22 protein-coding genes and 1 pseudogene are annotated in these 25,487 nt (G+C 63.9%); 8 read left to right on the top strand and 15 right to left on the bottom strand.

Annotated features, from left to right (window positions below):
- Positions 1 to 71: 71 nt before the first annotated feature.
- The 3 genes from F6X39_RS28260 to F6X39_RS28250 are packed head-to-tail and all read right to left on the bottom strand — an operon-like array spanning position 72 to position 1,704.
- On the bottom strand, positions 72 to 980 hold the full coding sequence (locus F6X39_RS28260; protein WP_187618997.1) for an anti-sigma factor family protein: 909 nt from the start codon (positions 978 to 980) through the stop codon (positions 72 to 74).
- Positions 980 to 1,540, bottom strand: a complete 561-nt coding sequence (locus F6X39_RS28255) for a sigma-70 family RNA polymerase sigma factor (protein ID WP_187618996.1) — start codon at positions 1,538 to 1,540, stop codon at positions 980 to 982. The genes F6X39_RS28260 and F6X39_RS28255 overlap by 1 nt, the downstream gene beginning before the upstream one ends.
- Before the next feature lie 26 nt (positions 1,541 to 1,566).
- Positions 1,567 to 1,704 carry a hypothetical protein gene (locus F6X39_RS28250; protein ID WP_184071258.1) on the bottom strand — a complete coding sequence of 46 codons (138 nt, stop codon included), beginning with the start codon at positions 1,702 to 1,704 and terminating at the stop codon, positions 1,567 to 1,569.
- 438 nt (positions 1,705 to 2,142) lie between these two features.
- On the opposite strand from F6X39_RS28250, the gene hfq reads away from it, so the two are divergent.
- A complete protein-coding gene (hfq, locus tag F6X39_RS28245) occupies positions 2,143 to 2,628 on the top strand; it encodes an RNA chaperone Hfq (protein ID WP_187618995.1) in 486 nt (161 codons plus the stop codon).
- A gap of 30 nt (positions 2,629 to 2,658) precedes the next feature.
- Here the strand turns inward: hfq and F6X39_RS28240 are convergent, their stop codons facing one another.
- Complete coding sequence (locus F6X39_RS28240; RefSeq protein WP_187618994.1) at positions 2,659 to 2,886, bottom strand: hypothetical protein; 228 nt, start codon at positions 2,884 to 2,886, stop codon at positions 2,659 to 2,661.
- A 204-nt stretch (positions 2,887 to 3,090) separates the two neighbouring features.
- Here F6X39_RS28240 and F6X39_RS28235 point away from each other — a divergent pair, with 204 nt between their 5' ends.
- A complete protein-coding gene (locus F6X39_RS28235) occupies positions 3,091 to 3,282 on the top strand; it encodes a hypothetical protein (protein ID WP_090805694.1) in 192 nt (63 codons plus the stop codon).
- A 242-nt stretch (positions 3,283 to 3,524) separates the two neighbouring features.
- Here F6X39_RS28235 and F6X39_RS28230 read toward each other — a convergent pair whose 3' ends face one another.
- Positions 3,525 to 4,241: a DUF2968 domain-containing protein gene (locus F6X39_RS28230; protein WP_187618993.1), complete on the bottom strand. Its 717-nt coding sequence runs from the start codon at positions 4,239 to 4,241 to the stop codon at positions 3,525 to 3,527.
- 107 nt (positions 4,242 to 4,348) lie between these two features.
- Positions 4,349 to 4,615: a hypothetical protein gene (locus tag F6X39_RS28225; RefSeq protein WP_187618992.1), complete on the bottom strand. Its 267-nt coding sequence runs from the start codon at positions 4,613 to 4,615 to the stop codon at positions 4,349 to 4,351.
- On the opposite strand from F6X39_RS28225, the pseudogene F6X39_RS37065 reads away from it, so the two are divergent.
- Both F6X39_RS37065 and F6X39_RS28220 read left to right on the top strand, forming a co-directional pair.
- Positions 4,536 to 4,733, top strand: a pseudogene (locus tag F6X39_RS37065) (ShlB/FhaC/HecB family hemolysin secretion/activation protein); the annotation flags it as partial. The gene F6X39_RS28225 and the pseudogene F6X39_RS37065 sit on opposite strands and share 80 nt — an antisense overlap.
- 201 nt (positions 4,734 to 4,934) lie before the next feature.
- The gene (locus F6X39_RS28220) at positions 4,935 to 5,420 is read left to right on the top strand and encodes a DUF2147 domain-containing protein (RefSeq protein ID WP_184066797.1); all 486 of its coding nucleotides are present in this window, start codon (positions 4,935 to 4,937) and stop codon (positions 5,418 to 5,420) included.
- A 159-nt stretch (positions 5,421 to 5,579) separates the two neighbouring features.
- On the opposite strand, the gene F6X39_RS28215 is transcribed toward F6X39_RS28220, so the two are convergent.
- The 6 genes from F6X39_RS28215 to typA all read right to left on the bottom strand — a co-directional run bounded on the left by F6X39_RS28215 (position 5,580) and on the right by typA (position 15,417).
- On the bottom strand, positions 5,580 to 6,038 hold the full coding sequence (locus tag F6X39_RS28215; RefSeq protein ID WP_187618991.1) for a transposase: 459 nt from the start codon (positions 6,036 to 6,038) through the stop codon (positions 5,580 to 5,582).
- Between the two features lie 99 nt (positions 6,039 to 6,137).
- Complete coding sequence (gene zapE / locus F6X39_RS28210) at positions 6,138 to 7,235, bottom strand: cell division protein ZapE (RefSeq protein WP_090804139.1); 1,098 nt, start codon at positions 7,233 to 7,235, stop codon at positions 6,138 to 6,140.
- An 88-nt stretch (positions 7,236 to 7,323) separates the two neighbouring features.
- A complete protein-coding gene (lpdA, locus tag F6X39_RS28205) occupies positions 7,324 to 8,766 on the bottom strand; it encodes a dihydrolipoyl dehydrogenase (RefSeq protein WP_187618990.1) in 1,443 nt (480 codons plus the stop codon).
- A 138-nt stretch (positions 8,767 to 8,904) separates the two neighbouring features.
- Positions 8,905 to 10,179 carry a 2-oxoglutarate dehydrogenase complex dihydrolipoyllysine-residue succinyltransferase gene (gene odhB, locus F6X39_RS28200; RefSeq protein WP_184029896.1) on the bottom strand — a complete coding sequence of 425 codons (1,275 nt, stop codon included), beginning with the start codon at positions 10,177 to 10,179 and terminating at the stop codon, positions 8,905 to 8,907.
- 141 nt (positions 10,180 to 10,320) lie between these two features.
- Positions 10,321 to 13,182 (bottom strand): 2-oxoglutarate dehydrogenase E1 component, encoded by a 2,862-nt coding sequence (locus F6X39_RS28195; RefSeq protein WP_187618989.1) that lies wholly within the window; start codon positions 13,180 to 13,182, stop codon positions 10,321 to 10,323.
- A 405-nt stretch (positions 13,183 to 13,587) separates the two neighbouring features.
- Positions 13,588 to 15,417 (bottom strand): translational GTPase TypA, encoded by a 1,830-nt coding sequence (gene typA / locus F6X39_RS28190; protein ID WP_187618988.1) that lies wholly within the window; start codon positions 15,415 to 15,417, stop codon positions 13,588 to 13,590.
- Positions 15,418 to 15,743: 326 nt separating this feature from the next.
- Here typA and F6X39_RS28185 point away from each other — a divergent pair, with 326 nt between their 5' ends.
- From F6X39_RS28185 to F6X39_RS28170, 4 genes are all read left to right on the top strand, one after another.
- Entirely contained in the window at positions 15,744 to 16,259 is a 516-nt protein-coding gene (locus F6X39_RS28185; protein ID WP_187618987.1) for a MarR family winged helix-turn-helix transcriptional regulator, read from the top strand.
- A 52-nt stretch (positions 16,260 to 16,311) separates the two neighbouring features.
- Positions 16,312 to 17,844, top strand: a complete 1,533-nt coding sequence (locus tag F6X39_RS28180) for an efflux transporter outer membrane subunit (protein WP_187618986.1) — start codon at positions 16,312 to 16,314, stop codon at positions 17,842 to 17,844.
- Positions 17,845 to 17,927: 83 nt separating this feature from the next.
- Positions 17,928 to 19,172, top strand: a complete 1,245-nt coding sequence (locus F6X39_RS28175) for an EmrA/EmrK family multidrug efflux transporter periplasmic adaptor subunit (RefSeq protein ID WP_187618985.1) — start codon at positions 17,928 to 17,930, stop codon at positions 19,170 to 19,172.
- A gap of 34 nt (positions 19,173 to 19,206) precedes the next feature.
- Positions 19,207 to 20,769, top strand: a complete 1,563-nt coding sequence (locus F6X39_RS28170) for a DHA2 family efflux MFS transporter permease subunit (RefSeq protein ID WP_184029921.1) — start codon at positions 19,207 to 19,209, stop codon at positions 20,767 to 20,769.
- A gap of 124 nt (positions 20,770 to 20,893) precedes the next feature.
- Here F6X39_RS28170 and truB read toward each other — a convergent pair whose 3' ends face one another.
- The 3 genes from truB to infB all read right to left on the bottom strand — a co-directional run bounded on the left by truB (position 20,894) and on the right by infB (position 25,417).
- On the bottom strand, positions 20,894 to 21,829 hold the full coding sequence (gene truB, locus F6X39_RS28165) for a tRNA pseudouridine(55) synthase TruB (RefSeq protein WP_187618984.1): 936 nt from the start codon (positions 21,827 to 21,829) through the stop codon (positions 20,894 to 20,896).
- A gap of 78 nt (positions 21,830 to 21,907) precedes the next feature.
- On the bottom strand, positions 21,908 to 22,273 hold the full coding sequence (gene rbfA, locus F6X39_RS28160) for a 30S ribosome-binding factor RbfA (RefSeq protein ID WP_008922231.1): 366 nt from the start codon (positions 22,271 to 22,273) through the stop codon (positions 21,908 to 21,910).
- A gap of 222 nt (positions 22,274 to 22,495) precedes the next feature.
- On the bottom strand, positions 22,496 to 25,417 hold the full coding sequence (gene infB, locus F6X39_RS28155; protein ID WP_187618983.1) for a translation initiation factor IF-2: 2,922 nt from the start codon (positions 25,415 to 25,417) through the stop codon (positions 22,496 to 22,498).
- Positions 25,418 to 25,487 lie beyond the last annotated feature (70 nt).

Genomic DNA, 25,487 nt, shown 5'->3' with positions numbered 1-25,487 from the left:
CGCGGGTGCAGTCGCGCGGGCAAGCTATGCGTGCGTCGCCGCTGACGGCCTTGACGATACCCTACCGCCCGCTACTGCTGCCACGTCTCAGGCTTACCACCGAGCTCGCTGCACACGTCGATCGCGATCTCGCGCAGCTTGCCTTCCGCGATCACGCCAGACAGCGCGTAGCCCATGCCGTCGCTGATCCAGTAGAAGGTGCGGCGGTTGCCGTCGCGAAACAGGCGGAACGCGGTTTCGTCGCGGGTGACGCCGGTCACGTACAGCGTCAGGCGTGCGCCCGCCTGGTTCTCGTACATGAACTGCGCAGCCGGGCCGGCCTCGCCGGGCAACAGCCGGCCGCCCACCAGCGAATAACCATACTCCTGCAGCGACGGCACCGACAGTGGACGATTCAGCCGCTTCGACAGCCAGGTGATCAGATGCTCCTCTTCGCTCGCGGCGACTTCGACCGGATGACGCCGCTCCGGCGAGTACACCGCGTACGCGACATCCGCGCGCTGCGCAAAACCGGCCGGCTGTCCGCCGAAGCCGCTCCACGCGCCACCGGTCAGCCGCGGTGCGAGCGGACCGAGGGCCAGCGCGAGCCCGGCGCCAGCCGCGAGCCAGCAGGCGGCGAGACCCGCGCGCTGCCACCACGGCCGCGTCCGACGCACGACGATAAAAGCCGGCTCCTCCGCCTCCGTGGGCTGGCTGCCTGCATCGCTTCGCTCGCCGGCTTCAGCGGCTTGCTGCCGATCGTCGGCCCGCTGCCCTGCTTGCGCTTGCCGCGCATCGCTGTCCGGCGCGCCGCACAGCGCCCGCAGCGCCGCCTTCTGCGCGCGCCACGCGGCCACGCGCGCGGTGGCCTGCGGATGCTGGCGAAGCTGCGTTTCGATCGCGGCGCGCTGCTCTTCCGGCAATTCGCCATCGACATAGGCCGACAGCGCGCGCAGATCGAGCTCGTCATGCAAGCCGGAATCGGAGTCATCGTTGTTCATTATCGGTTTCTCACCACTTTCAGCGGCGCGACTTTATGCGCCGCCCGCGGCGCACGGGGCTGCGGTCCGTGCATCGGCCCTGGCGGCTCCTCGCACAGCAACGCGCGCATATGCTCGCGCGCGCGCGACAGCCGCGACATCACCGTACCGATCGGCACCCCGAGCGCGCTCGATGCCTCCTGGTACGACAGCTCCTCGACGCACACCAGCAGCAGCACCTCACGCTGCTCGAGTGGCAGGCAGTACAGCGCGCGCTGCACGTCGCGCAGCACCAGACCGTCGACCTCGCCGTGCGGCGCCTCGAGATTGCGCCACGGCGCGCTTTCTTCGTCGACGGCGATCTCGCGGCGCCCGCGCAGCTGGTCGATGTACAGATGCCGCAGGATCGTCAGCAGCCACGCGCGCAGGTTGCTGTTTGGCCGGAATGCCGACCAGCGCGCAAGCGCGCGCTCCGCCGTATCCTGCACGAGATCGTCGGCCCAGGCGCGGTCGCCCGTCAGTGCGCGCGCATAGCGGCGCAGCTGGGGCAGCCACGCGATCACTTCCGCTTCGAATGTCACCCGGCGTGCCAGGCCCGGTCGCGGCGTTAGTAGCCGCCGCCGCTGCTGTTGCTGTTGCTGCTCGAACCCGACGCGGCGTTGTCGGTATCGGCCGCGTGCGCGAGGGAGCCGCACGCGAGCGCGAGCAGGACGAAGAGCGCTGACAGAATACGGGATGCTTTCATGGTGAGCCTCCTGGCAGATGCCCGGCACGCGATCGACCGACCGGCGCGGCGGGCGGCAGGCCGCGGAATGCGGTACTGCCATACTGGACTTAACGCCGCGATCGCGTGGTTTATTCCATCGCCGTCGCGGCGCTGTTTCGCTGCGCTGTTTCTCCGGGCTTTTTCGCGGCGCTTCGACGCCGCCGCCGTGGTCGCGCAACATGCCCCTATGTTCTTCCTTTTCCGCCAACCATGCCGGCAATGCCTGGAGAGACCGGAAGAAGACGACATTGACCAGCAGATTCGTAACTCAACGTTACAGTCCCGCGTTATCGGATGCTTATGTGCTCACAAGTCGTTATAGTGGACAAGGTTCGCCCCGTCGACGCGCTCTGCCCCCGCATAGGGGAGAAAGGGTAGAATCGCGGCGAACCACCGTCTATCTAACCTGAATTGTCCATGGCTTCCGCAGAATCGCATCCGCAAAACGACTTCATGAACGCTGCGCGCAAGGAACGAAAGCGCGTCGAAATCTATCTGGTCAACGGCATCCGCCTGACCGGATGCATCGAGTCGTTCGATCAGTACCTGGTGATGCTGCGCACGCCGGTTGGCCTGCAAGGCATCTACAAGCGCGCGATCTCCACGATCCAGCTCGACACCGGCACGCGGCCGGCGCCGCGCACGGGCCGAACGTCGCATGGCGAACATGGCGCGCGCGGTCCCCATGGTTCGCGCGAACATCGCGAGCCGCGCGAAGGGCGTGAATCGTACGGCACGCCGTCGGCGGAACGCGCGCCGAGCGAGCGCAGCGGCAACTCCGAAGGTCCGGTGGTCGTCACGCGGCGGCGGCGTCTGTTCGGCACCGGCGGCGAAAGCGGCAATCATGGCGGCAACCACGGCGGCAATCACGGCGGCGGCAACCCCGGCGGCAATCAGGAATAAATACGAAGAAGCTGTAGCGGCCGCGCCTCGCTACTCCGTGGACGGACCGAGGCGCCGCAGAATTTTCTCCAGTTGGGTCAGCTGACGCTCGGTCAGTTCGAATCTCCCCTTGACCGCCAGCACGCGGCGCCGCCAGTAGCCGGCGTCGAACAGGTGCAGCGCCGGTTGCCGCGTCGCCCGATCCAGGTGTTCCAGTTCGGCTTCCACGACGTGGGCTGCGAGCACTCGCCGCGAGCCCGCCGGCTTTTTCCAGTTCATCTGGTTCGCTGTGTGATGAATCGATGGAGGTGTCGTTCGCGGCTCAAGCGCGGCTCAAGCGCGGCTCGAGCGCGGCCGGGACACTCGGAGGACGAATCGATGCCGGCCGGCTTTAAACGACGCGCCTGCGCCATCTGGCGGTCGTTCGCCGATAGCCGCGATGCGCTATGCTGAATGATCGACCCTCTACCGATGGAGCGCGCCATGACCAGCAAAAACCAGCATGCCTCCCGACCGGCGCGCACGCGCCGGACGCCCCCGACGTCCGCCGATACGCGGCTCGACGAAGCGCTGATGGAAAGCTTTCCCGCCAGCGATCCGATCGCCGTCGACGTGACGCAGCCGCCTCGCGAACGGATGCGCAAAACGCAAGCGGATACGCGCAAGCGGCATTGAAGTCGCGCCGTCTCGCGTCGTACGACGGCGGCGCACAACGACGCGGCAACGAGCCGTCAGGGCTCGCGAAAAATGCCGAGTACAAATGCCGAAAAGCCCGACGGCAAAAGTGCGATGCGCGGGCTGGCGGGGGTGCGGAAAGCACCGATCAAACATAACAACGGTAACGCCCGCGGACGAGCCGGACGGCGCACCGATTTCCGCGCCGTCCCGCCACTCCACCCAGGCTCACACCGTCGTGCTCAATGCACCGGCAAGCCGCTATTGAGCTGACGCTGCAGGTCGCGCACCTGGCGCTGCGCGACGCGCAACTGATCCTGCGCGGCGGCCTTCTGCTGCGCCAGTTCGGTCGCCTCGACGCGCTTCTGCTCCTGCTGGCTCGCGACGATGCTTTGCTGCTGACGCGCGACGTCGAGGTCGGCCTGCAGCCGGCTCGCGCGTTCCTGCGACAGCGCGACCATGCGCTGCGTGAACGCCTTCTGCGCTTCGAGTTGCGTACGGCGGATCTCGATGTCCGACAGTTGCATCGTCTGCCGCGCGAAATCCTTGTAGATCAGCTCGGCGCGCGCGGCGTCCTGCGACTTGATCACGCGCCAGAAGTTTTTCTGCTGGAACAGCGCGACGTAGTAGGTCATCTCCTTGCCGTAGAACAGCAGGCTCGCGCCATAGCTGCCGTTATACGTGGTACGCAATTCGCTCAGATCCGGGCCGTGGATCATCTGCTGCAGTTCAGCCACGTTCCCGGTGGCGGATTGCCGGTTTTCATCCGGCGTCAGTGCAGTGGTTTCCGCCTGGCCGGCCTGCGAGGTGTCGGGCAACGCACTCGTCGTACCCGGCTGGGACACGACCGTACCGCTCGCACCACTGTTCTCCAGAGCCTGTGCATTCGCGCCCTGAAGGGCCCCCAATACGATGCATGCGGCCAGAGCAATCTCTCGTAGCTTCGACTTTCGGTCCATGTGATACCTGTTGAACAGATTTTGTTTTAGTAGAAAACGGGGAATTATTACTCACTTTCGCGGGTTTCGGGCTCTTCGTCGAAAATATGGTACTTGCGCGTTTGCTTCTATAACAGGCACAAGCGTAGTCCCGCCTCACCGGCGCGGCGGTAGACGGCGATCCGTTCGATTCCCTGCCGCTGATCGAGGCGCCCCACCGCGGTCCGAACCTGACCGTGCAGGTCGACGGCGGGAAGTCGATTTCGTTCGACGAAGTCGCGCAACGCTTCACACCGCTCGTCGGCAAGGACATGCCATGAGCCGGGCGATGCGTCGGGCGATTCGGGCTGGGGCGCGACGGTCGAGGCCAACCGGCCGATCACGCTCGGCTTCACCTATGCGTACTGCGACAGCCTCGATGCGTCCGTCGGAAAAGCGGTCGGTGATGCTCCGGTGGAGAGCGCATCGCACAGTCCGCGCATCAACGCGAGGTTCTGCTACCAGCTGAATTGACACGCTTCAGAAGTACCGCGAGCGGATTAGAAGCTCCACTATCAAACGACGCATGCACTTTCGCGTATTCTGCGCTGACGATGAAAACGGCACACCGCTGGCACCGTTACGCATCGCGAGGGCCGGTACCGCACATCCGACCACGATGCCCATAACGCCGCGCGACCATGATCGCGCTGTCTCATATCAAGGAGGAAGGCAATGACGCAATTCACTCGACGTGCCGGCGCGCTTGCGCTGCGCACCGCCCGTCACGCCGCGCTCGCCGGCGCCCTGCTCGCCAGCGCCGTGACCGCGATGGCGCAGACCGATACACCGATTGGCACGTGGCAAACCATCGACGATCACACGGGCCAGCCGAAGGCGCTCGTGCAGATCACACAAGACGGCAATGGCGAACTGAACGGCAAGGTTATCAAGGGTCTCGGCGCGAACGATCAACCGGATCGCCGTTGCACCGAATGCACCGACGCGCGCAAGGATCAACCGGTCCTCGGCATGACCATCATCAACAGCATGAAGAAGGATGGCGACGCGTGGGATCACGGCCAGATTCTCGATCCTGAAAACGGCAAGGTCTACAAATGCAAGATGCATCTCGAGGACGGCGGCAACAAGCTCGTGGTGCGTGGCTACATTGGGGTCGCGCTGCTTGGCCGCTCGCAAACGTGGATACGGCAGCAATGAGGGTCGACGTGCGGCGCATGCGTGGCGCCTGGCACGTCGCCTGAATGTGCGCATGATGCTGCAACGATGCGCGCTCTGCGCCAGGAGGTGCAACATAAAAAACGGCCGGCGATCAAGAATCGCGCGGCCGTTTTCATTGGGGCAAGCTGTTTGCGATGGTCATGCTGCCTGCTTGAGCGGTGCAGCGTAAGCGATCGGCGACGCCGGCACCGACGTGGCCGGTACCGGATTGTATGCGGCGGCCGGAACACGAAACGCCGCGGGCACGCGCTTGGACGCGGCGCGCTTGTGCTGCACGCTCGCGTGCGTGCGCATACGCGCTTCCATCAATCTGCAGAAATCTTCGCTCGCGGTGCCGAGCAGTTGCTCCGTGACGTGCTTGAGCACGCCCGATTCGTACCACGACTTGAAGCGGCGATGACAGGTCTGATATGACGCGTAGCGGCGCGGCAGTGCGGACCAGGTGGCGCCGCTATGCATGACCCAAAGCACGCCGTTGAGCACCGAGCGGGTATTGGCAAGTGGACGGCCACGCATTTCGGTACGCGGCCGGAGTTCGGGCAGCAGTGGCGCAACGCGCTGCCATTCTTCATCGGTGATTTCGCGATACGGGTTCATGCTTCCTCCTTTGTCAGAACAACGACAAAAGATAGCCAGTCATCCGTGCGCTGAATATCAGACCACTCCGATTTCTGAAAATGTGTCGTGCGCGGTAGCTCAGGTTAGGGACGTGTCGACGATCCGGCGCGGCGTGTCGAGATACTCCTTCGACTGCATCTCGACGATGCGCGACACCGTACGAGTGAATTCATTAGCCATCGGACCGTCGACGTACAACTGCTCCGGCGGCACCGCAGCCGACATCAACAGCTTGACCTTGTGGTCGTAGAACACGTCGATGAGCCACGTGAAGCGGCGCGCTTCCGACGCCATGCGCACCGACATCTGCGGCACGTCCGACAGGATCACCGCGTGAAAGCGGGTCGCGAGTTCGAGGTAGTCGTTCTGCGAGCGCGGGCCCCCGCACAGCGTCGCGAAGTCGAACCAGACCACGCCGTCCGCGCGGCGCAGCGCCTTCAGCTCGCGCTTCTCGATATGCAGCAGCGGGCTTTCGTCGGGCACCGCGGCGAGGCGCGCGAAGGCGTCGCGCAGCGCCTTGCCGGCGGCGGCGTCCAGTGGCGTGTGATAGACCTCCACCTGCGCGAGCGTGCGCTGGCGATAATCGATCCCCGCATCGACGTTGATCACGTCGAGCTTCTGCTTGATCAGCTCGATCGCGGGCAGCATGCGGTCGCGATGCAGGCCGTCCGGGTACAGCGTGTCGGGCGCGTAGTTTGACGTCATCACGAACTGCACGCCGTTCTCGAACAGCTTGTCGAGCAGGCGATACAGGATCATCGCGTCGGCGATATCCGACACGTGGAATTCGTCGAAACAGATCAGCCGATAGCGCTTCGCAATGCGGCGCGCGAGTTCGTCGAGCGGATCGGCCCGGCCTTTGAGTTCTTCGAGTTCGCGATGCACTTCGCGCATGAACTCGTGGAAGTGCAGACGGGTTTTGCGATGCAACGGCACGATCATGTAGAAGCTGTCCATCAGGAAGCTCTTGCCGCGGCCCACGCCGCCCCACATGTACACGCCGCGCGGCAGATCGGGGTGAATGATCAGCTTCCTGAACGCGTTCGAGCGGCGCGACTTGTATGCGACCCACTCTTCATAGCACCGCTGCAGGCGGTCGACCGCCGCGCGCTGCGCCGGATCGGATTGATAACCGCGCGTCTGCAGTTCTTTTTCGTAGTATTCGGTGACGTTCATCGTGTTGCTGCAAAAAGAAAGGCGGGAGGGATTGAACCCCGCCCGCCTTTGGTGATGCCAAGGTTGCGTTTCGGTCAGGCGTGCGTGCTTACATGTTCAGCGCGCGCTTGTCGACGGCGAGTGCCGCTTCGCGCATGACTTCCGACAGCGACGGGTGCGGATGGCAAATACGGCCGATGTCTTCCGACGCCGCCTTGAACTCCATCGCCACCACGGCTTCCGCGATCAGGTCCGATGCGTTCGCCGAGATAATGTGCACGCCGAGCAGTTCGTCGGTCTTCGCGTCGGCGATCATCTTGACGAAACCGTCCGCCTTGTTGATGCCGAGCGCGCGGCCGTTAGCCATGAACGGGAACTGGCCGGTCTTGATCTCGCGGCCTTCCGCCTTCAGTTGCTGCTCCGTCTTGCCGACCCATGCGATTTCCGGTTCGGTGTAGATCACCCACGGAATGCAGTTGTAGTCGATGTGCGGCTTCTGACCGTCGATCACTTCGGCAACCAGCACGCCTTCGTCCTCAGCCTTGTGCGCGAGCATCGGGCCACGCACCACGTCGCCGATCGCGTACACGTTCGGCACGGCCGTCGCGCAATGGTCGTCCACGTCGATGAAGCCGCGCTCGTTGGCCTTCAGGCCGATCGCTTCGAGGCCGAGGTTGTCGGTGTTCGGCACGCGGCCGACCGACACGACCAGGCGGTCGGCTTCGAGCGTCTGCGCGTTGCCGTCCTTGTCCGTGTAGGCGATCGTCACGCCGTTCGCGCTCGTCTTCACTTCGCCGACCTTCACGCCGACGCGGATGTCGAGACCTTGCTTCTTGAACTGCTTGGCCGCTTCCTTCGACAGCGCCTGGTCAGCCACGCCGAGGAATTCCGGCAGCGCTTCGAGCACGGTCACGTCCGCGCCGAGGCGGCGCCACACCGAGCCGAGTTCCAGGCCGATCACGCCTGCGCCGATCACGGCGAGCTTCTTCGGTGCCGTGTCGAACGAGAGTGCGCCTTCGTTGTCGGCGATCAGCTTGTTGTCGACCGGAATGCCCGGCAGATGACGCGCCTTCGAACCCGTTGCGATGATCACGTTCTTCGCCGTGACGACTTCGCTGCTTGCACCATCTTCGCCTTCGCCGCTCACTTCGATCTGCACGCCGGCGTCCGTCTTGCCGGTGAACTTGCCATGGCCCTTGAGCCACGTGATCTTGTTCTTGCGGAACAGGAATTCGATGCCCTTGGTCATCTTCTCGACGATGCCGTCCTTGCGGCCCATCATCTTCGAGATATCGACCGAAACGTTTTCCACCGAGATGCCGTGGTCGGCAAGGTGATGCGACGCGTTCTCGAACTCTTCCGACGAAGCGAGCAATGCCTTCGACGGAATGCAGCCGACGTTCAGGCAGGTGCCGCCGAGCTTCAGCGTGCCGGCCGGGTTCTTCCACTTTTCGATACATGCGACGGTCTTGCCGAGCTGCGCTGCGCGGATGGCGGCGATATAACCGCCAGGGCCTGCGCCGATCACGACGACGTCAAATTCTTTGGACATGACAATCCCTTTGATGGCGGAACGGCGCCGGGCCACTCGAGGTGGCGCGCGCCGTTCCTGTACTGCGGAATGCTAAAGACGTGCTACGGATGACGCCGGCCCGCGCAAACCGCCGGCCGGTGTCGGTGGAACGTGCGCTTACAGGTCGAGCAGCAGGCGAGCCGGATCTTCCAGCGCATCCTTCATCGCGACCAGCGACAGCACTGCTTCGCGGCCGTCGATGATACGGTGGTCGTACGACAGCGCGAGGTAGTTCATCGGGCGGATCACGATCTGGCCGTTTTCGACCACTGCGCGTTCCTTGGTGGCGTGCACGCCGAGAATCGCGGACTGCGGCGGGTTGATGATCGGGGTGGACAGCATCGAGCCGAACACGCCGCCGTTCGAGATCGAGAACGTACCGCCGGTCATTTCTTCGATGGACAGCTTGCCGTCCTTCGCCTTCTGGCCAAATTCGGCGATCTTCTTCTCGATGTCGGCGAGGCTCAGCTGATCTGCATTGCGCAGGATCGGCACCACCAGACCGCGCGGCGAACCGACAGCGATACCGATGTCGAAGTAGCCGTGGTAGACGATGTCGTTACCGTCGATCGACGCGTTCACGAGCGGGAACTTCTTCAGCGCGTGAACAGCCGCCTTCACGAAGAACGACATGAAGCCGAGCTTCACGCCGTGTTCCTTCTCGAACTTGTCCTTGTACTTGTTGCGCAGCTCCATGACCGGCGCCATGTTCACTTCGTTGAACGTCGTGAGGATGGCGTTGGTTTGCTGCGACTCGAGCAGACGCTCGGCGATACGAGCACGCAGACGCGACATCGGCACGCGCTGTTCCGGACGGTCCTTCAGCCATTGATCCGCCGATGCCGGGGCCTTGACGTCCGGCAGCGACGGCTTCGCAGCCTTCGGTGCGGCAGCCGGAGCCGGTGCGGCCTTGGCAGCCGGAGCAGCCTGGCCGGCGACGAGCACGTCGCCCTTCGTGATACGGCCGTCGCGGCCGGTGCCGGCGACGTCGCCCGCAGCCAGACCCTTCTCTGCCATCAGCTTGCCGGCAGCCGGCGAAGCAGCGGTGTTCGACCCCGTTGCGACAGCGGCCTGAGCCGCCGGTGCGGGAGCCGCGGCAGCGACCGGAGCCGGCTTCACTTCGGCTTCGACAGCGGCGGCGCCGGCGGTGCCTTCGGTGTCGATCTTCGCGATCACCTGCTCAGCCGTGACCGTGTCGCCGTCGTTCGAAATGACTTGCGCGAGCACGCCTGCTGCCGGTGCCGGCACTTCGAGCACGACCTTGTCGGTCTCGATTTCGATGAGGATTTCGTCCTGAGCGACAGCCTCGCCCGGCTTCTTCTTCCACTGCAGCATGGTCGCTTCCGAGACCGACTCGGAGAGCTGGGGAACCTTGACTTCAACAATAGCCATTATGAGTATCCTGAATACGTATCGGGTGACGGCGCTTCTTCACGACCGCCTGCGAACCGTGAACGCCGCGCCTGAACCTCATGGGAAACGTTCGGCGCGGCGCGGGAAAGCGCACTGCGCTTTCCCGGCTCGTCTGTTTCTTTATTTAGCGATCGACGCGCTCTTGAGACGGCCGAAAGCGCCTTCGATCAGCGCCTTCTGCTGCTCGTAGTGCTTCGCGTAGTAGCCGACTGCAGGCGAAGCCGAAGCCGGACGGCCGCTGTACGCCAGCTTCTGCCCTTCCTTCATGCCTTCCTTCAGATGGTGCTCGATGTAGAACCACGGGCCCTGATTCTGCGGCTCGTCCTGCACCCACACCACTTCGGTTGCGTTGTCGTACTTCTTCATTTCCGCTTCGAACTGCTTGTGCGCGAACGGATACAGCTGTTCGATACGGATGATCGCGACGTCGTTCACCTTCGCTTCGCGGCGATGCGCGACCAGGTCGTAGTACACGCGGCCCGAGCAGGCCAGCACGCGCTTGACCTTCTTCGTGTCGATGGTTTCGTCCACTTCGCCGATGACCGGCTGGAACGAACCCTTCGCGAGTTCCGACAGATCCGACACGGCTTCCTTGTGACGCAGCAACGACTTCGGCGTCGCGACGATCAGCGGCTTGCGGAACAGGCGGATCATCTGGCGACGCAGCAGGTGGAAGACCTGCGCCGGCGTGGTCGGCTGAACGACCTGCATGTTGTGGTCTGCGCACAGTTGCAGGAAACGCTCGATACGCGCCGACGAATGCTCCGGACCCTGGCCTTCGTAGCCGTGCGGCAGCAGCATGGTCAGGCCCGACACGCGGCCCCACTTCACTTCGCCCGACGAGATGAACTGGTCGATCACGACTTGCGCGCCATTCACGAAGTCGCCGAACTGCGCTTCCCACGCGACGAACGTGTTCGGTTCAGCGGTCGAGTAACCGTATTCGAAGCCGAGCACCGCTTCTTCCGACAGCACCGAGTCGATCACCGTGAACTTCGCCTGACCTTCGGCGATATTCTGCAGCGGCACGTAGGTGCCGTCGTTCCAGCGCTCGCGGTTCTGGTCGTGCAGCACTGCGTGACGGTGCGTGAACGTGCCGCGGCCCGAATCCTGACCGGTCAGGCGCACGGCATAACCGGATGCGACCAGCGATGCGAACGCGAGGTGCTCGCCCATGCCCCAGTCGAGCTTCGCTTCGCCGCGGCCCATGGCGCGACGGTCGTTGATCACGCGCTCGACGAGCGGGTGAACCTTGAAGTTTTCCGGAATCGTGGTGATGCGTTCGGCGAGGCGCTTCAGTTCCGCGAGCGGCACGGCCGTGTCGGCCGCGTCGGTCCACTTGCGGTTCAGGAACGGCACCCAGTCCACCGCGTACTTGCTCTTGTAGTTCGAGAGCACCGGGTCGACCGTGTGGTGGCCCTCGTCCATCGCCCTGCGATAAGCCTTGACGAATTCCTCGCCATCCTCGGCCTTGATGACGCCCTGCTGAACGAGCTTTTCAGCGTACAACGCACGCGTGCCGGGGTGCTTCGAAATCGTCTTGTACATCAGCGGCTGCGTGACCGCCGGGGTGTCCTGCTCGTTGTGGCCCAGCTTGCGGAAGCAGACGATGTCGACGACGACGTCCTTGTGGAACTGCATGCGGAAGTCGATCGCCATCTGGGTGGCCAGCACGACCGCTTCGGGATCGTCACCGTTCACGTGCAGCACCGGCGCTTCGATCATCTTGACGACGTCCGAGCAGTACAACGTGGAGCGCGAGTCGCGCGGGTCCGACGTCGTGAAGCCGATCTGGTTGTTGATGACGATGTGCAGCGTGCCGTGCGTGCCGTAACCGCGCGTTTGCGCGAGGTTCAGCGTTTCCATCACGACGCCCTGGCCGGCGAAAGCCGCGTCGCCGTGGATCTGCACCGGCAGCACCTGAACGCCGTTTTCGTCGCCGCGACGGTCCATACGCGCCTTCGCCGAGCCCTCGACCACCGGGTTGACGATTTCGAGGTGCGACGGGTTGAACGCGAGCGACAGGTGAACCGGGCCGCCTTCCGTCGCGACGTCCGACGAGAAGCCCTTGTGGTACTTCACGTCGCCAGCCGGCAGATCATCGACGTGCTTGCCTTCGAATTCGGCGAACAGGTCTGCCGGCATCTTGCCGAGCGTATTGACCAGCACGTTCAAACGGCCACGGTGAGCCATCGCGATGACGATTTCCTGAACGCCGCGCAGACCGCCGTGACGCACGACTTCGTCCATCGCGGCGATGAAGCTCTCGCCGCCTTCGAGCGAGAAGCGCTTCTGGCCGACGTACTTGGTGTGCAGGAAACGCTCGAGGCCTTCGGCGGCCGTCAGGCGATTCAGGATGTGCTTCTTCTTGTCGTTGTTGAAGCTCGGCGTCGAACGGATCGATTCGAGGCGTTCCTTCCACCAGCGCTTCTGCTCCGGATCGCTGATGTACATGTACTCGGCGCCGATCGTGCCGCAGTACGTGTCGCGCAGGGCTTTGACGATCTCGCGCAGCGTCGCGCGCTCGAACCCGAAGTACAGATTCGTTGCGCTGAACTCCTGGTCCATGTCGGCTTCGGTGAAGTCGTAGAACGCGGGTTCAAGTTCGGGGATCGCGGGACGCTCGCGGCGCTTCAGAGGATCGAGATTGGCCCATTGCGAGCCGAGGAAGCGATATGCGCCGATGAGGGACTGGACGTAAACCTGTTTGCGGGCGGTTGCGAGATCTTCGCCGCCGGCCGTTGCGCGCGGCAGGAAGGCATTGGCCTTGGCGCGCTGGGCAAACGATTCGACGATCGGGCCATGGGCCACGTCGTTGGCGTTGCTGCCGTCCGATGCGGGCACGTTCTGCAACGCATCGAAATAGCTGCGCCAGGTCTCGGGCACTGACGCCGGATTATCGAGATACGCTTCGTACATTTCTTCAACGTACGGAGCATTGCCGCCGAACAGATAAGAGTTCGACTGGAATTGCTTCATCATTTTTACGCTCACCTTTCTTCGAGTTTCTCGAGAAATAGCGGGTTACCGAACCTTCCGCGACACGGCCTGACCGTTTAGCGGATTGCGCGAATCAAGTCTTGCTTGGAAGGACCTAAAACTTTGCACCCGGGAGCATAGCACAGAACGAATAGCCCAGATAGCGAACGGCACAGGCGCAAAGCCTGTGATGGCGGGCGTTTCGCGGGCGACGGGGTGCCTTTTCACAGCGCGCAACAGTGTTCTGTGAGAAATGAAGGCGAACGGCGCAATGGGTGTCTACATGTGTTCCGCCCCTGAAAGTGGCAGGCATGATGCAGCGCCAAACGTTTTGATGCGCCAAAAACAAGGAAGCCACCCGAAGGTGGCTTCCGCTTCCTGCTATCCAGACGGATATTCGAGTCCGGCTTATTCGCCGGCAACCTTGTTGCGGCTCGCGCTGCGGCGCTCGTGTTCCTTCAGGTAGCGCTTGCGCAGACGGATCGACTTTGGCGTGACTTCGACCAGCTCGTCGTCGTCGATGAACTCGACCGCGTATTCGAGCGACAGTTGAACCGGCGGCACGAGACGCACGGCTTCGTCGGTGCCAGACGCGCGCACGTTGGTAAGCTGCTTGCCCTTGATCGGGTTCACGACGAGATCGTTGTCGCGGCTGTGGATGCCGATGATCATGCCTTCATACAGCGCTTCTCCCGGCGCCACGAACATGCGGCCGCGGTCCTGCAGCTTCCACAGTGCGTACGCGACTGCCGCGCCGTCGTCCTGCGAGATCAGCACGCCGTTGCGACGTTCGCCGACTGCGCCTTCCTTGACCGGCTGGTAAGAATCGAACGTGTGGCTCATCAGACCCGTACCGCGCGTGAGCGTGAGGAATTCCGACTGGAAGCCGATCAGACCACGCGCCGAAATACGGTACTCGAGACGCGTGCGGCCACGGCCGTCCGATGCCATGTCGAGCATTTCGCCCTTGCGGCGGCCAAGTTCTTCCATCACGCCGCCCTGGTGGGTGTCTTCCATGTCGACGGTCAGATTTTCGTACGGCTCGTGCTTCTCGCCGTCGATTTCCTGCATCACGACGCGCGGACGCGACACGGCCAGCTCGTAGCCTTCGCGGCGCATGTTTTCGACCAGAATGGTCAGGTGCAGCTCACCGCGGCCGGCCACTTCGAACGTCGTTTCGTCGCCGGTATCGCGCACGCGCAGCGCGACGTTGTGATTCAGTTCCTTCATCAGGCGGTCGCGAATCTGGCGGCTCGTGACGAACTTGCCTTCACGGCCCGCGAGCGGCGAGGAGTTGACGAGGAAGTTCATCGTCAGCGTGGGTTCGTCGACGGTGATCATCGGCAGCGCTTCCGGCTGTTCCGGCGAGCAGATCGTCACGCCGATGCCCACTTCCTCGATACCGTTGATCAGCACGATGTCGCCCGCCTCGGCCGAGTCGACCTGCACGCGATCGAGACCCTTGAACGACAGCACCTGGTTGATCTTGCGATTGAGGATTTCGCCTTCCGGACCCGAGCGCACCGCGACGGCCATGCCCGGCTTGATGCGGCCGCGCGTGATACGGCCAATGCCGATACGACCAACGTACGACGAGTAGTCGAGCGACGTGATTTGCAGTTGCAGCGGACCTTCCGGGTCGGCCGGGCGCACCGGCACGTGCTGCAGGATTGCCTCGAACAAAGGACGCATGTCGCCGTCGCGTACATCAGGCGTGAGACCCGCGTAGCCGTTCAGGCCCGATGCGTAGACGATCGGAAAGTCGAGCTGCTCTTCGCTGGCGCCGAGCTTGTCGAACAGGTCGAAGGTCTGGTTGATCACCCAGTCGATCCGCGCGCCCGGACGGTCGACCTTATTGACCACGACGATCGGCTTCAAACCCAGTGCGAGCGCCTTCTTCGTGACGAAGCGGGTTTGCGGCATCGGGCCTTCCACCGCGTCAACGAGCAGCAGCACCGAGTCGACCATCGACAGCACGCGCTCCACTTCGCCGCCGAAGTCGGCGTGCCCCGGCGTGTCGACGATATTGATGTGCGTGCCCTCATACTCCACCGCGCAGTTCTTCGACAGGATCGTGATGCCGCGCTCTTTTTCGATGTCGTTCGAGTCCATCACGCGCTCGGCGATCTGCTGGTTCTCGCGGAACGTGGCGGTCTGACGGAGGAGCTGGTCGACGAGCGTGGTCTTGCCGTGGTCGACGTGAGCAATGATGGCGATGTTGCGTAGGGCGCGGGTCATAGGAAACCTGAAGACGGTTGAGTGCGCCGCTTGCTTATGCTGCTGGTTGAGGAGCCAAACCACGACAACAAGCCCAAAGCGCACTTTTGGGAACCCAAAATTATAGCACGCACGGATGATCCTTTTCTGGTATTCCCCGATAGACCGTCCGCTCTCCGCGCCTGCGCGAGTTGCGCGAATCGCGCCTTGCCCCGCCCTACGTCATTCCGTACGGTTTGTTGCTTGAGCGCGAAATAATCCTTGCCTAAGCTGTATTAACGCTTGTCGCGTCAATCAACAGCCAGCTATACTAATGCCTAGTCAACCATTGCATTCGCACGAGAATCATGACGCAGCCGTCCAACGAATCCACGCCGGATCCCAGCGAGTACCAGCTCGGCGAAAGCGTCGGCTATCTCATCTCACGGGTGAAATCGACGCTATCAAACCTGATCTCGCAGCGCAGCATGGCCGAACTCGGCATCACCAGCCAGCAAGGCAGCATCCTGTTCATGGTGGCAAGCGGCAAATGCCTGCTCGCGGCTGAGTTGGCGCGTGAATACGGTATCGACGCAAGCGCCGTCACGCGCCTGATCGATCGGCTCGAAAAGCGCGGCCTGCTCACGCGGGTGCGCAGTAACGAAGACCGGCGCGTCGTGCGCCTCGCGTTGACGCCGGAAGGCCATGCGATCGCGGCTCGCATGCCGGCCATTTTCAATGGCGTGCTCGATAACCTGCTGAACGGGTTCACCCCGGAAGAAGTGGGCTTCCTGAAGAGCATGCTGCGTCGCGTGCTCGTTAATTCCGGCGAACACACGGGACTTTCCCGCGACGCCGCAAGCCATCCCGATAGCAAATCGTAATAGCTTGCTTGCTGCGTCCATCAATACATTCCACTCAAAGAAGAGTCGAGCGATGAAATCCCTTTCCCTGTCCGCGCCCGCGCTGTCGAGCCGGGCCGCTGTCGCCGCCGCGGTGACGGCGCTCGCCCTCACGGGGTGCGCGAACTACTTCGGCGTCAAAAGCGACAAGCAGATCGCGTCGCCGACGCAGTACGAGTCGACGCAGAGTCTGCCCAACGAGGGCGGCCAGTGGCCATCGCTCGACTGGGCCAACCAGTTCGGCGACCCGCAACTGCCGAAGCTGATCGCGGAAGCGCTCGAGGGCAGCCCGTCGATCGCCCAGGCGCAAGCGCGGCTCGCAAAGGCTTCGTCGTATATCGAAAGCTCGCGCGCAGCGCTGTTCCCGAAGGTCAGCGCGAGCTATTCGTGGACCCGCGAGCTGTACTCGGCAAACTCCCTTTACCCGCCTCCGTTCGGCGGCACCTGGTATAGCGAGAACAACGTGCTCGCCAGCGCGTCGTGGGATCTCGACCTGTGGGGCAAGAACCGTCAGCGGCTCGGCCAGGCCGTGTCGCAGCAGAAAGCCGCCGAGGCCGATATGCAGCAGGCGCGCGTGACGCTCGCCGCGTCGGTCGCCAGCACCTACAACCAGCTAGCGCAGCTGTATGCGTTTCGCGACATCGCCGCGCGTGAAATCGCGAACCGCCAGGACGTCGGCCGTATCACGAATGACCGCGTGACGGCCGGCCTCGACACCAACGTCGAGAAGCAGACCGCCGCCGGCAACGTCGCGACGAGCCAGTCGAACCTGACCGACCTCGACGGACAGATCACCGTCGTGCGCTACCAGTTGGGCGCGCTGCTCGGCAAAGGCCCGGACCGTGGCCTGCAGATCGACAAGCCGGTGCTCACCGGCGGCGACGTGGTCGCTCTGCCGGACAACATCCCGGCCGACCTCGTGGCGCGTCGCGCGGACATCGTCGCCGCGCGCTGGCAGGTCGAAGCCGCGATGCATGACGTGAAGGAAGCGAAAGCCGAGTTCTACCCGGACGTGAATCTCGCGGCCGGCTTCGGCTTCGACGCGTTCGGCTGGGGCCGTTTCCTGACCGCGTCGAGCCGTCAGATCCAGTTCGGCCCGGCGATCCATCTGCCGATCTTCGACGCCGGCGCGTTGCGCGCGCAGTTGAAGGGCCGCTACGCCGACTTCGAGGGCGACGTCGCGAACTACAACCAGACGCTGATCGACGCGCTGCAGGACGTCTCGACGCAGGTGTCGTCGATCCGCTCGATCGACCGCCAGGAGGGTGACGCCCAGCGCGCGCTCGACGCGTCGAGCAAGGCGTACCAACTCGCCGTAATCCGCTACAAGGCCGGCCTGTCGCCGCAGCTGCAGGTGCTCACCGCCGACGAAAACCGCCTTGCCGCCGAGCAGACGGTCACGGGTCTGCAGATGCGCCGCCGCAGTCTGCAGATCGGTCTGATCAAGGCACTGGGCGGCGGCTTCGACGCAACCCAGACCGGTCTCGTCGTGCCGACCGATGCTCCCGCATCGGCCAACGCCGCGAACCACGCCGCGAACCACGCCACGAGCACCGCCGCGAACTGAGCGAGCCCGCCCGCGCCGACGCACACGCATACACACGAACACCCGAATAAACGACGACGTTCAAAAGAACCCGGAGCACATCAATGAGCACCCCCCAGCAGCCCGCCACTCCACCGCAAGCGGCGAACAACGGCAAACGCAAGCGCATGATGACGCTGCTCGTCATCGTGATCCTGATTGCCGCGGTCGCGTACGGCCTGTACTACTTCCTCGTCGCGCGCTTCCATGAAGACACCGACGATGCCTACGTGAGCGGCAACGTCGTGCAGATCACCCCGCAGGTCACGGGCACCGTGATCGCGGTCAACGCGGACGACACTCAGGTCGTCAAGGCCGGCGACCCGCTCGTCGTGCTCGACCCGGCCGACGCGCGCGTCGCACTCGAACAGGCCGAGGCCAATCTTGCGCAGGTGGTGCGCCAGGTGCGCGGTCTGTTCGCCGACGACAGCCAGTACGAAGCGCGGGTCGCGGCGAGCCAGGCCGATCTGTCGCGCGCCCAGGACGACCTGAAGCGCCGTATGACGGTCGCGCAGACCGGCGCGGTATCGCAGGAAGAAATTTCGCACGCACGCGACTCCGTGAAGAGCGCGCAAGCCGCGCTCGACGCCGCCAAACAGCAACTCGCGGCAAACCGCGCGCTGACCGCGAACACCACGATCGCCGATCACCCGAACGTGCAGGCCGCCGCCGCGAAGCTGCGCGACGCATACCTGAACCACGCTCGCAATACTCTGCCGGCGCCGGTCACAGGCTATGTCGCAAAACGCTCCGTGCAGGTCGGCCAGCGCGTATCGCCCGGCTCGCCGCTGATGGCGATCGTGCCGCTGCATGACGTGTGGGTCGAGGCGAACTTCAAGGAAGTGCAACTGAAGCACATGCGCATCGGCCAGCCGGTCGAACTGACGGCCGACGTCTACGGCTCGTCGGTGCCGTATCACGGCAAGGTGGTCGGCTTCTCGGCCGGCACGGGTTCGGCGTTCTCGCTGCTGCCCGCGCAGAACGCGACCGGCAACTGGATCAAGGTCGTGCAGCGTCTGCCGGTGCGTATTTCGCTCGATCCGCAGGAACTGGAGAAGCATCCGCTGCGTATCGGTCTGTCGATGCAAGCTGACGTGAACATCAAGGACGACACCGGCGGCCAGCTCGGTCAGGCGCCGTCCACGGTTTACCAGACCAACGTCTTCGACAAGTACGGCGCGGAAGCCGATGCGGAAATCGCACGCATCATCTCGGAAAACGCCGGCACGAACGCGAACGGCGGCGGCGCGCAGAAGTCGACCGCGGCGAGCGCCGCGGCCGCCGCGAAACCGGCGGCCCATAAGAGCTGAGGCTCCGTCCGACGATTCAAAGAAGGCTCTTTTAATGGCTCAGGCTCAGGCGCAAGTCCCTCACCCGCCGCTCGAGGGCGCGCAACTGGTGATCGGCACCATCGCGGTGTCGCTCGCCGTGTTCATGAACGTGCTCGACACGTCGATCGCGAACGTGTCGATCCCGTCGATTTCCGGCGACCTCGGCGTATCGTCCGACCAGGGCACGTGGGTGATTACGTCCTTCGCGGTGGCCAACGCGATCTCGGTGCCGCTGACCGGCTGGCTCACCGACCGCATCGGCCAGGTGCGGCTGTTCATGGCGTCGATCGTGCTGTTCGTGCTGTCGTCATGGATGTGCGGGCTGTCGCCGAACCTGCCGTTCCTGCTTGCGTCGCGCGTGCTGCAAGGCGCGGTGGCCGGCCCGATGATCCCGCTGTCGCAGACGCTGCTGCTCGCGAGCTATCCGCGCGCGAAGGCGCCGATGGCGCTATCGATGTGGGCGATGACCACGCTGATCGCACCGGTTGCCGGTCCGATCCTCGGCGGCTGGATTTCCGACAACATCTCGTGGCCGTGGATCTTCTACGTCAACATTCCCGTCGGCGCGGTCGCGGCCGCCGCGACGTGGATGATCTTCCGTAACCGCGATTCGGTCATCAGGAAGGCGCCAATCGACGGCGTCGGCCTCGGTCTTCTGATCGTCTGGGTCGGCTCGCTTCAGGTGATGCTCGACAAGGGCAAGGACCTCGACTGGTTCTCGTCGACGACGGTCGTCGTGCTCGCGCTCGTCGCGGTGATCGCGCTCGCGTTTTTTATCGTGTGGGAGTTGACGGCCGAGCATCCGGTGGTTGATCTGTCGCTGTTCAGCCGGCGCAATTTCACCGGCGGCACGATCGCGCTGTCGATCGGCTATGGGCTTTACTTCGGCAATCTCGTGCTGTTGCCGCTGTGGCTCCAGACCGATATCGGCTACACGGCGACCGAAGCCGGACTCGTGATGGCACCCGTCGGTGTGTTCGCGATCCTGTTGTCGCCGCTGACCGGCAAGGTGCTGCCGCGTACCGATCCGCGCTATATCGCGACGCTGTCGTTCCTGATTTTCGCGCTGTGTTTCTGGATGCGCTCGCGTTATACGACGGGCGTCGACACGTACTCGCTGATGCTGCCCACGCTGATTCAAGGTATCGGTATGGCCGGCTTCTTTATTCCGCTCGTGTCGATCACGCTGTCGGGCTTGCCGGGCCATCGGATTCCGGCGGCCTCGGGGCTGTCGAACTTCGTGCGGATCATGTGCGGCGGTATCGGCACGTCGATCTTCCAGACCGCCTGGGATCACCGCACGATCATGCATCACGCGCAACTGACCGAACAGGCGAATGCTTACAACCCAGCGTTCAGTCAATCGATTCATCAGATGGGCGCGGCGGGCCTGGATCAGCAGCAGACCTATGGTCTCTTCAACACCATGGTCACGCAGCAGGCCGCGCAGCTCGGCGTAAACGATCTGTTCTTCATTTCGGCCGGTATTTTTGTCGCGCTGATCGCGCTGATCTGGATCACGCGGCCGGAACGGGCAGGCGGCGATGCGGGAGCGGCGGCGGCCGCGGCACATTGAAGGGGGCGTTTGTGGTGTTGCTTTAGTTCGACACCGCTCCACCGGAGGGCATGATCAAAACAGGATCGCTCGATGGCGATCCCGTTTTTTTATTGTCCGCGCCGGGCTGGCAAAACGGCGACCTCTAGCTCTCCGTCGTCACGATCAGACGGTCGGGTGCGAGCACGCCTTCGCCCGGCTTCGCGACTCCCAGAAGCCGCCCCTGCGCCGAGTACACCCTCACGCGCGGGGCAGTCACCGCGTCGGCGGCGATCGTCAACGACGACAGCTTCAGGCGCTGGCCGTGAAGGAAGCGGCGCGTGTCATCGTCGTTCAGACAGACCTGCGGGAACGTGGACAGCAGCGCGTCGACCGGTTGCAGCCATGCGTCGCGTTCGAGTTCGGTCGCGTAGGACAACGCGTCGAGCGTGACCGAATGCTCGAGCGTCAGCGCGCCGACGCCCGTGCGCCGCAGCGCGACCAGATGCGCGCCGCAGCCGAGCGCTTCGCCGATATCCTCGGCAAGCGTGCGCACATAGGTGCCCTTGCTGCACGTCACGCGAAACGTCACATCCGGCAACGCGCACGCAATCAGCTCGAGCGCGCGAATCGTCACCTGCCGCCCTTCCCGTTCGACCGTCTGGCCGGCGCGCGCGTACTCGTACAGCGGCTTGCCATCGCGCTTGAGCGCCGAGTACATCGGCGGAATCTGAACGATCTCGCCGATGAATTTCGGCAAGGCCGCCCGCACCGCCGCTTCGTCGCAGTCGACGGCGCGGATGTCGAACGCCTCGCCTTCGGCGTCGCCTGTGGTCGTGCGGATACCGAGGCGCATCGTCGCCTCGTAGGTCTTGTCGGCTTCGAGCAAGTCTTGCGAAAACTTGGTGGCCTCGCCGAAACACAGCGGCAGCAGGCCAGTTGCCAGCGGATCGAGCGTGCCGGTGTGGCCCGCCTTTTTCGCCAGATAAAGACGTTTCGCGCGAACCAGCGCGTCGTTGCTCGACAGGCCGAGCGGCTTGTCGAGCAGCAGCACGCCATCGAGCGCGCGACGCGGCACGCGGGGGCGTTGAGGTGCGGTCATGTCGAGGGAGGCAGAACGTTCGGGAAATGCGAAAAACGGCGCCGCGCGCTACATGGAACGCCACGGCATGGCAGACGCTCAGTCGTCTTTCGCGCGCGTGGAATTTGCCTCGTCGATCAGACGCGACATCTCCACGGCACGCTCGATCGTCTTGTCGTAGTGGAAATGCAGCGTCGGCACCGTGTGGATATGCAGGCGCTTGAACAGCAGATTGCGCAGATGGCCGGCAGCGTGCGTCAGCGCTTCGAGCGTTTGCTGCGGGTCGCCCGTCAGCGTCGTGAAGTAGACCTTTGCGTGCGCGTAGTCGGGCGTTAGCTCAACGCTCTGAAATGTGACGATGCCGATGCGCGGATCCTTGACCTCGCGCAGAAGCTCAGCCAGGTCGCGCTGGATCTGATCGGCGATCTGCACGTTGCGATTGGGAGTAGTACGTTTCTTAGGCATGGTGTTGTGTGCTCCGCTAAGACGGATGCAAAAAATTGGTTCGCGCGAGCCGTGTTCGATATTCGTTCGATACGACGGCGTCGCGGTCGCCGCGGCGGGGTGAGAGTCCATTTGCGACGAACGCGGCAGCCAAGCCAGCAGCAAACTCGACACTGCGGGCTCAAAAACAACGGGCGGAGCGGGCGTCAAGCCCGTTCCGCCCGCTGTGCCGTGCCGCGCGAATTACAGCGTACGCGCGACTTCGGTGACCTCGAAGACTTCGAACTGATCGCCTTCGACGATATCGTTGAAGTTCTTGATCGACATACCGCACTCGAAGCCCTGACGGACTTCTTTCACATCGTCCTTGAACCGCTTGAGCGAATCGAGTTCGCCCGTGAAGATGACGACGTTGTTGCGCAGCACGCGCACCGACGACGAGCGCTTGACGAAACCGTCCGTGACCATACAGCCGGCCACCGTGCCGACCTTCGGCACCTTGAATACCTGGCGTACTTCCACCGTGCCCGTCACGACTTCGCGCTTCTCCGGCGCCAGCATGCCCGACATTGCCGCCTTCACGTCATCCACGGCGTCGTAGATGATGTTGTAGTAGCGGATGTCGACGCCATTAGCTTCGGCGAGCTTGCGAGCCTGCGCATCCGCGCGGGTGTTGAAGCCGATGATGACCGCCTTCGACGCCGTCGCGAGATTGACGTCCGACTCGCTGATGCCGCCGACCGCTCCGTGCACGATCTGCACGCGTACTTCGTCGGTGGAGAGCTTCTGCAGCGACTGCACCAGCGCTTCCTGCGAACCCTGCACGTCGGCCTTGACGATGAGCGGCAGGTACTGCACTTCGCCCTCGCCCATCTGCTCGAGCATGTTCTCGAGCTTCGCGGCCTGCTGCTTTGCGAGCTTGACGTCGCGGAACTTGCCCTGACGGAACAGCGCAACTTCACGCGCCTTGCGCTCGTCCGGCATCACGATTACTTCTTCGCCAGCCTGCGGCACTTCCGACAGACCCTGGATTTCGACCGGGATCGACGGACCCGCGGACTTGGTCGGCTTGCCGGTTTCGTCGAGCATGGCACGCACGCGACCGTAGGCGCTGCCTGCCAGCACGACGTCGCCGCGGTTCAGCGTACCTGACTGGACGAGGATCGTTGCGACCGGACCCTTACCCTTGTCAAGCTTCGCTTCGATGACGAGACCCTTGGCCGGCGATTCGACCGGTGCCTTCAGCTCCAGCACCTCGGCCTGCAGCAGCACGTTTTCGAGCAGATCGTCGATGCCCGCGCCGGTCTTCGCCGACACCGGCACGAACGGCGAGTCGCCGCCGTACTCTTCCGGCACGACGCCTTCCGTGACGAGTTCCTGCTTCACGCGCTCCGGATTCGCTTCCGGCTTGTCGATCTTGTTGATCGCGACGACGAGCGGCACGCCGCCAGCCTTCGCGTGGGAGATCGCTTCCTTCGTCTGCGGCATCACGCCGTCGTCGGCGGCCACCACCAGGATCACGATGTCGGTCGCCTTCGCACCGCGGGCACGCATTGCCGTAAAGGCTTCGTGACCCGGCGTGTCGAGGAACGTGATCACGCCGCGCGGCGTTTCGACGTGGTAGGCGCCGATGTGCTGCGTAATACCGCCCGCTTCGCCTGCCGCAACCTTCGCGCGGCGGATGTAGTCGAGCAGCGAGGTCTTGCCGTGGTCGACGTGGCCCATCACCGTGACGACCGGCGGACGTGGCAGCGCTTCGGCGTCGCTCGCTTCGCCTTCGACCAGCATGGCTTCCGGATCGTCCAGCTTCGCCGCGAGCGCATGGTGGCCCAGTTCCTCGACGATGATCATCGCCGTTTCCTGGTCCAGCATCTGGTTGATCGTGACCATCTGGCCGAGCTTCATCATCACCTTGATGACTTCCGAAGCCTTCACCGCCATCTTGTGCGCGAGATCCGCGACCGTGATGGTTTCCGGCACATGCACTTCACGCACGATCGGTTCGGTCGGCGCCTGGAACGTGGTGCTCTGCTCCTGATGCTTGCCACGCCCCTTCGGACCGCCGCGCCAGCCACGATCGACGCCGCCGCTCGAATCGCCGCGCGTCTTGATGCCGCGGCGCTTCGCTGCGTCGTCCTGCCAGCCGCTCTTACCGCCGCCCGGCTTCTTCTTGTCGCCCGCCGACGGTGCGCTCGCGGGCGCCGGAGTCGCGGCGGTTGCCGGCTTTCTCGCTGCCGGGCGCGCCGGTGCTTCACCAGCCGGACGCGCCGGCTTATGCAGCGTGCCCTTGGCTTCGGCCGCCTTGGCCGGCTCGGCGGGCTTCGGTGCCGGTTCCGGCGCCTTCACCTGCGCCTTGCGCGGCGTGTTCATCATTTCGCGAATCGCGCGCGCTTCGGCTTCGGCCGCCGCGCGGCGCTTGGCGATTTCTTCCTGTTCGGCGCGCGCCTTGTCGGCGGCCACGCGCGCGGCGTCTTCCGCTTTCTTCGCGGCTTCGCGTTGCGCGGCGCGTTCCGCTGCCGCGCGTTCGTCGTCCTGCTCGTTTGCCTTCTCGGCAACCGGTGCAGCGGCTTTCGCCGCCGCCTGCTGGGCCTTCTCGCGAGCCGCCGCCTCGGTCGCAGCCGCTGCGCGCTTCTTTGCATCTTCTTCCGCGCGCTGACGCTCGGCTTCCGCAGCCTGCTCGCGCGCCTGACGGTCGGCTTCTTCGCGCTCGAGCTGTTCCTGGCGCGCCTTCAGCTCCTGCGCCTGCTTTTCGAGCAGCTCAGCTTCGTGACGTGCTTCTTCCTCACGACGCTGCAGTTCGAGATCTTCTGCGTCCGCGTTCTCGGCCACATGATTCGATGCATCCCCGCCTTCCGCGACAGTCTCGTCGCGGCGGACGAACGTGCGCTTCTTGCGCACCTCGACCTGAATGGTGCGAGCTTTGCCCGTCGCATCGGACTGCTTGATCTCCGACGTATGCCGTTTCGTCAGCGTGATCTTGCGCTTGTCTGCATCAGTCGAGCCGTGAGACTTGCGCAAGTGGTCGAGCAGACGCGCCTTGTCCGTTTCGGACAAGGAGTCGGCTTCGCTCGCTTTTGTGACGCCAGCTGCCTGCAGCTGCTCAAGCAGCACGCCTGCAGGCATTTTCAGTTCCGCGGCAAATTGGGCTACGTTGTTACTCGCCATTCATTCCTCTTAATGCAAGGACCGATTCCTTGCGGTTAGCATCGGGTCATGCGGCCTGACGGCCGCGTTC

This window comes from Paraburkholderia sp. UCT2 (genome assembly GCF_014397665.1).
GTDB lineage: Bacteria > Pseudomonadota > Gammaproteobacteria > Burkholderiales > Burkholderiaceae > Paraburkholderia > Paraburkholderia tuberum.
The sequence above is the reverse complement of the archived record's forward strand: the minus strand, read 5'-3'. Positions and strand labels throughout refer to the sequence as shown.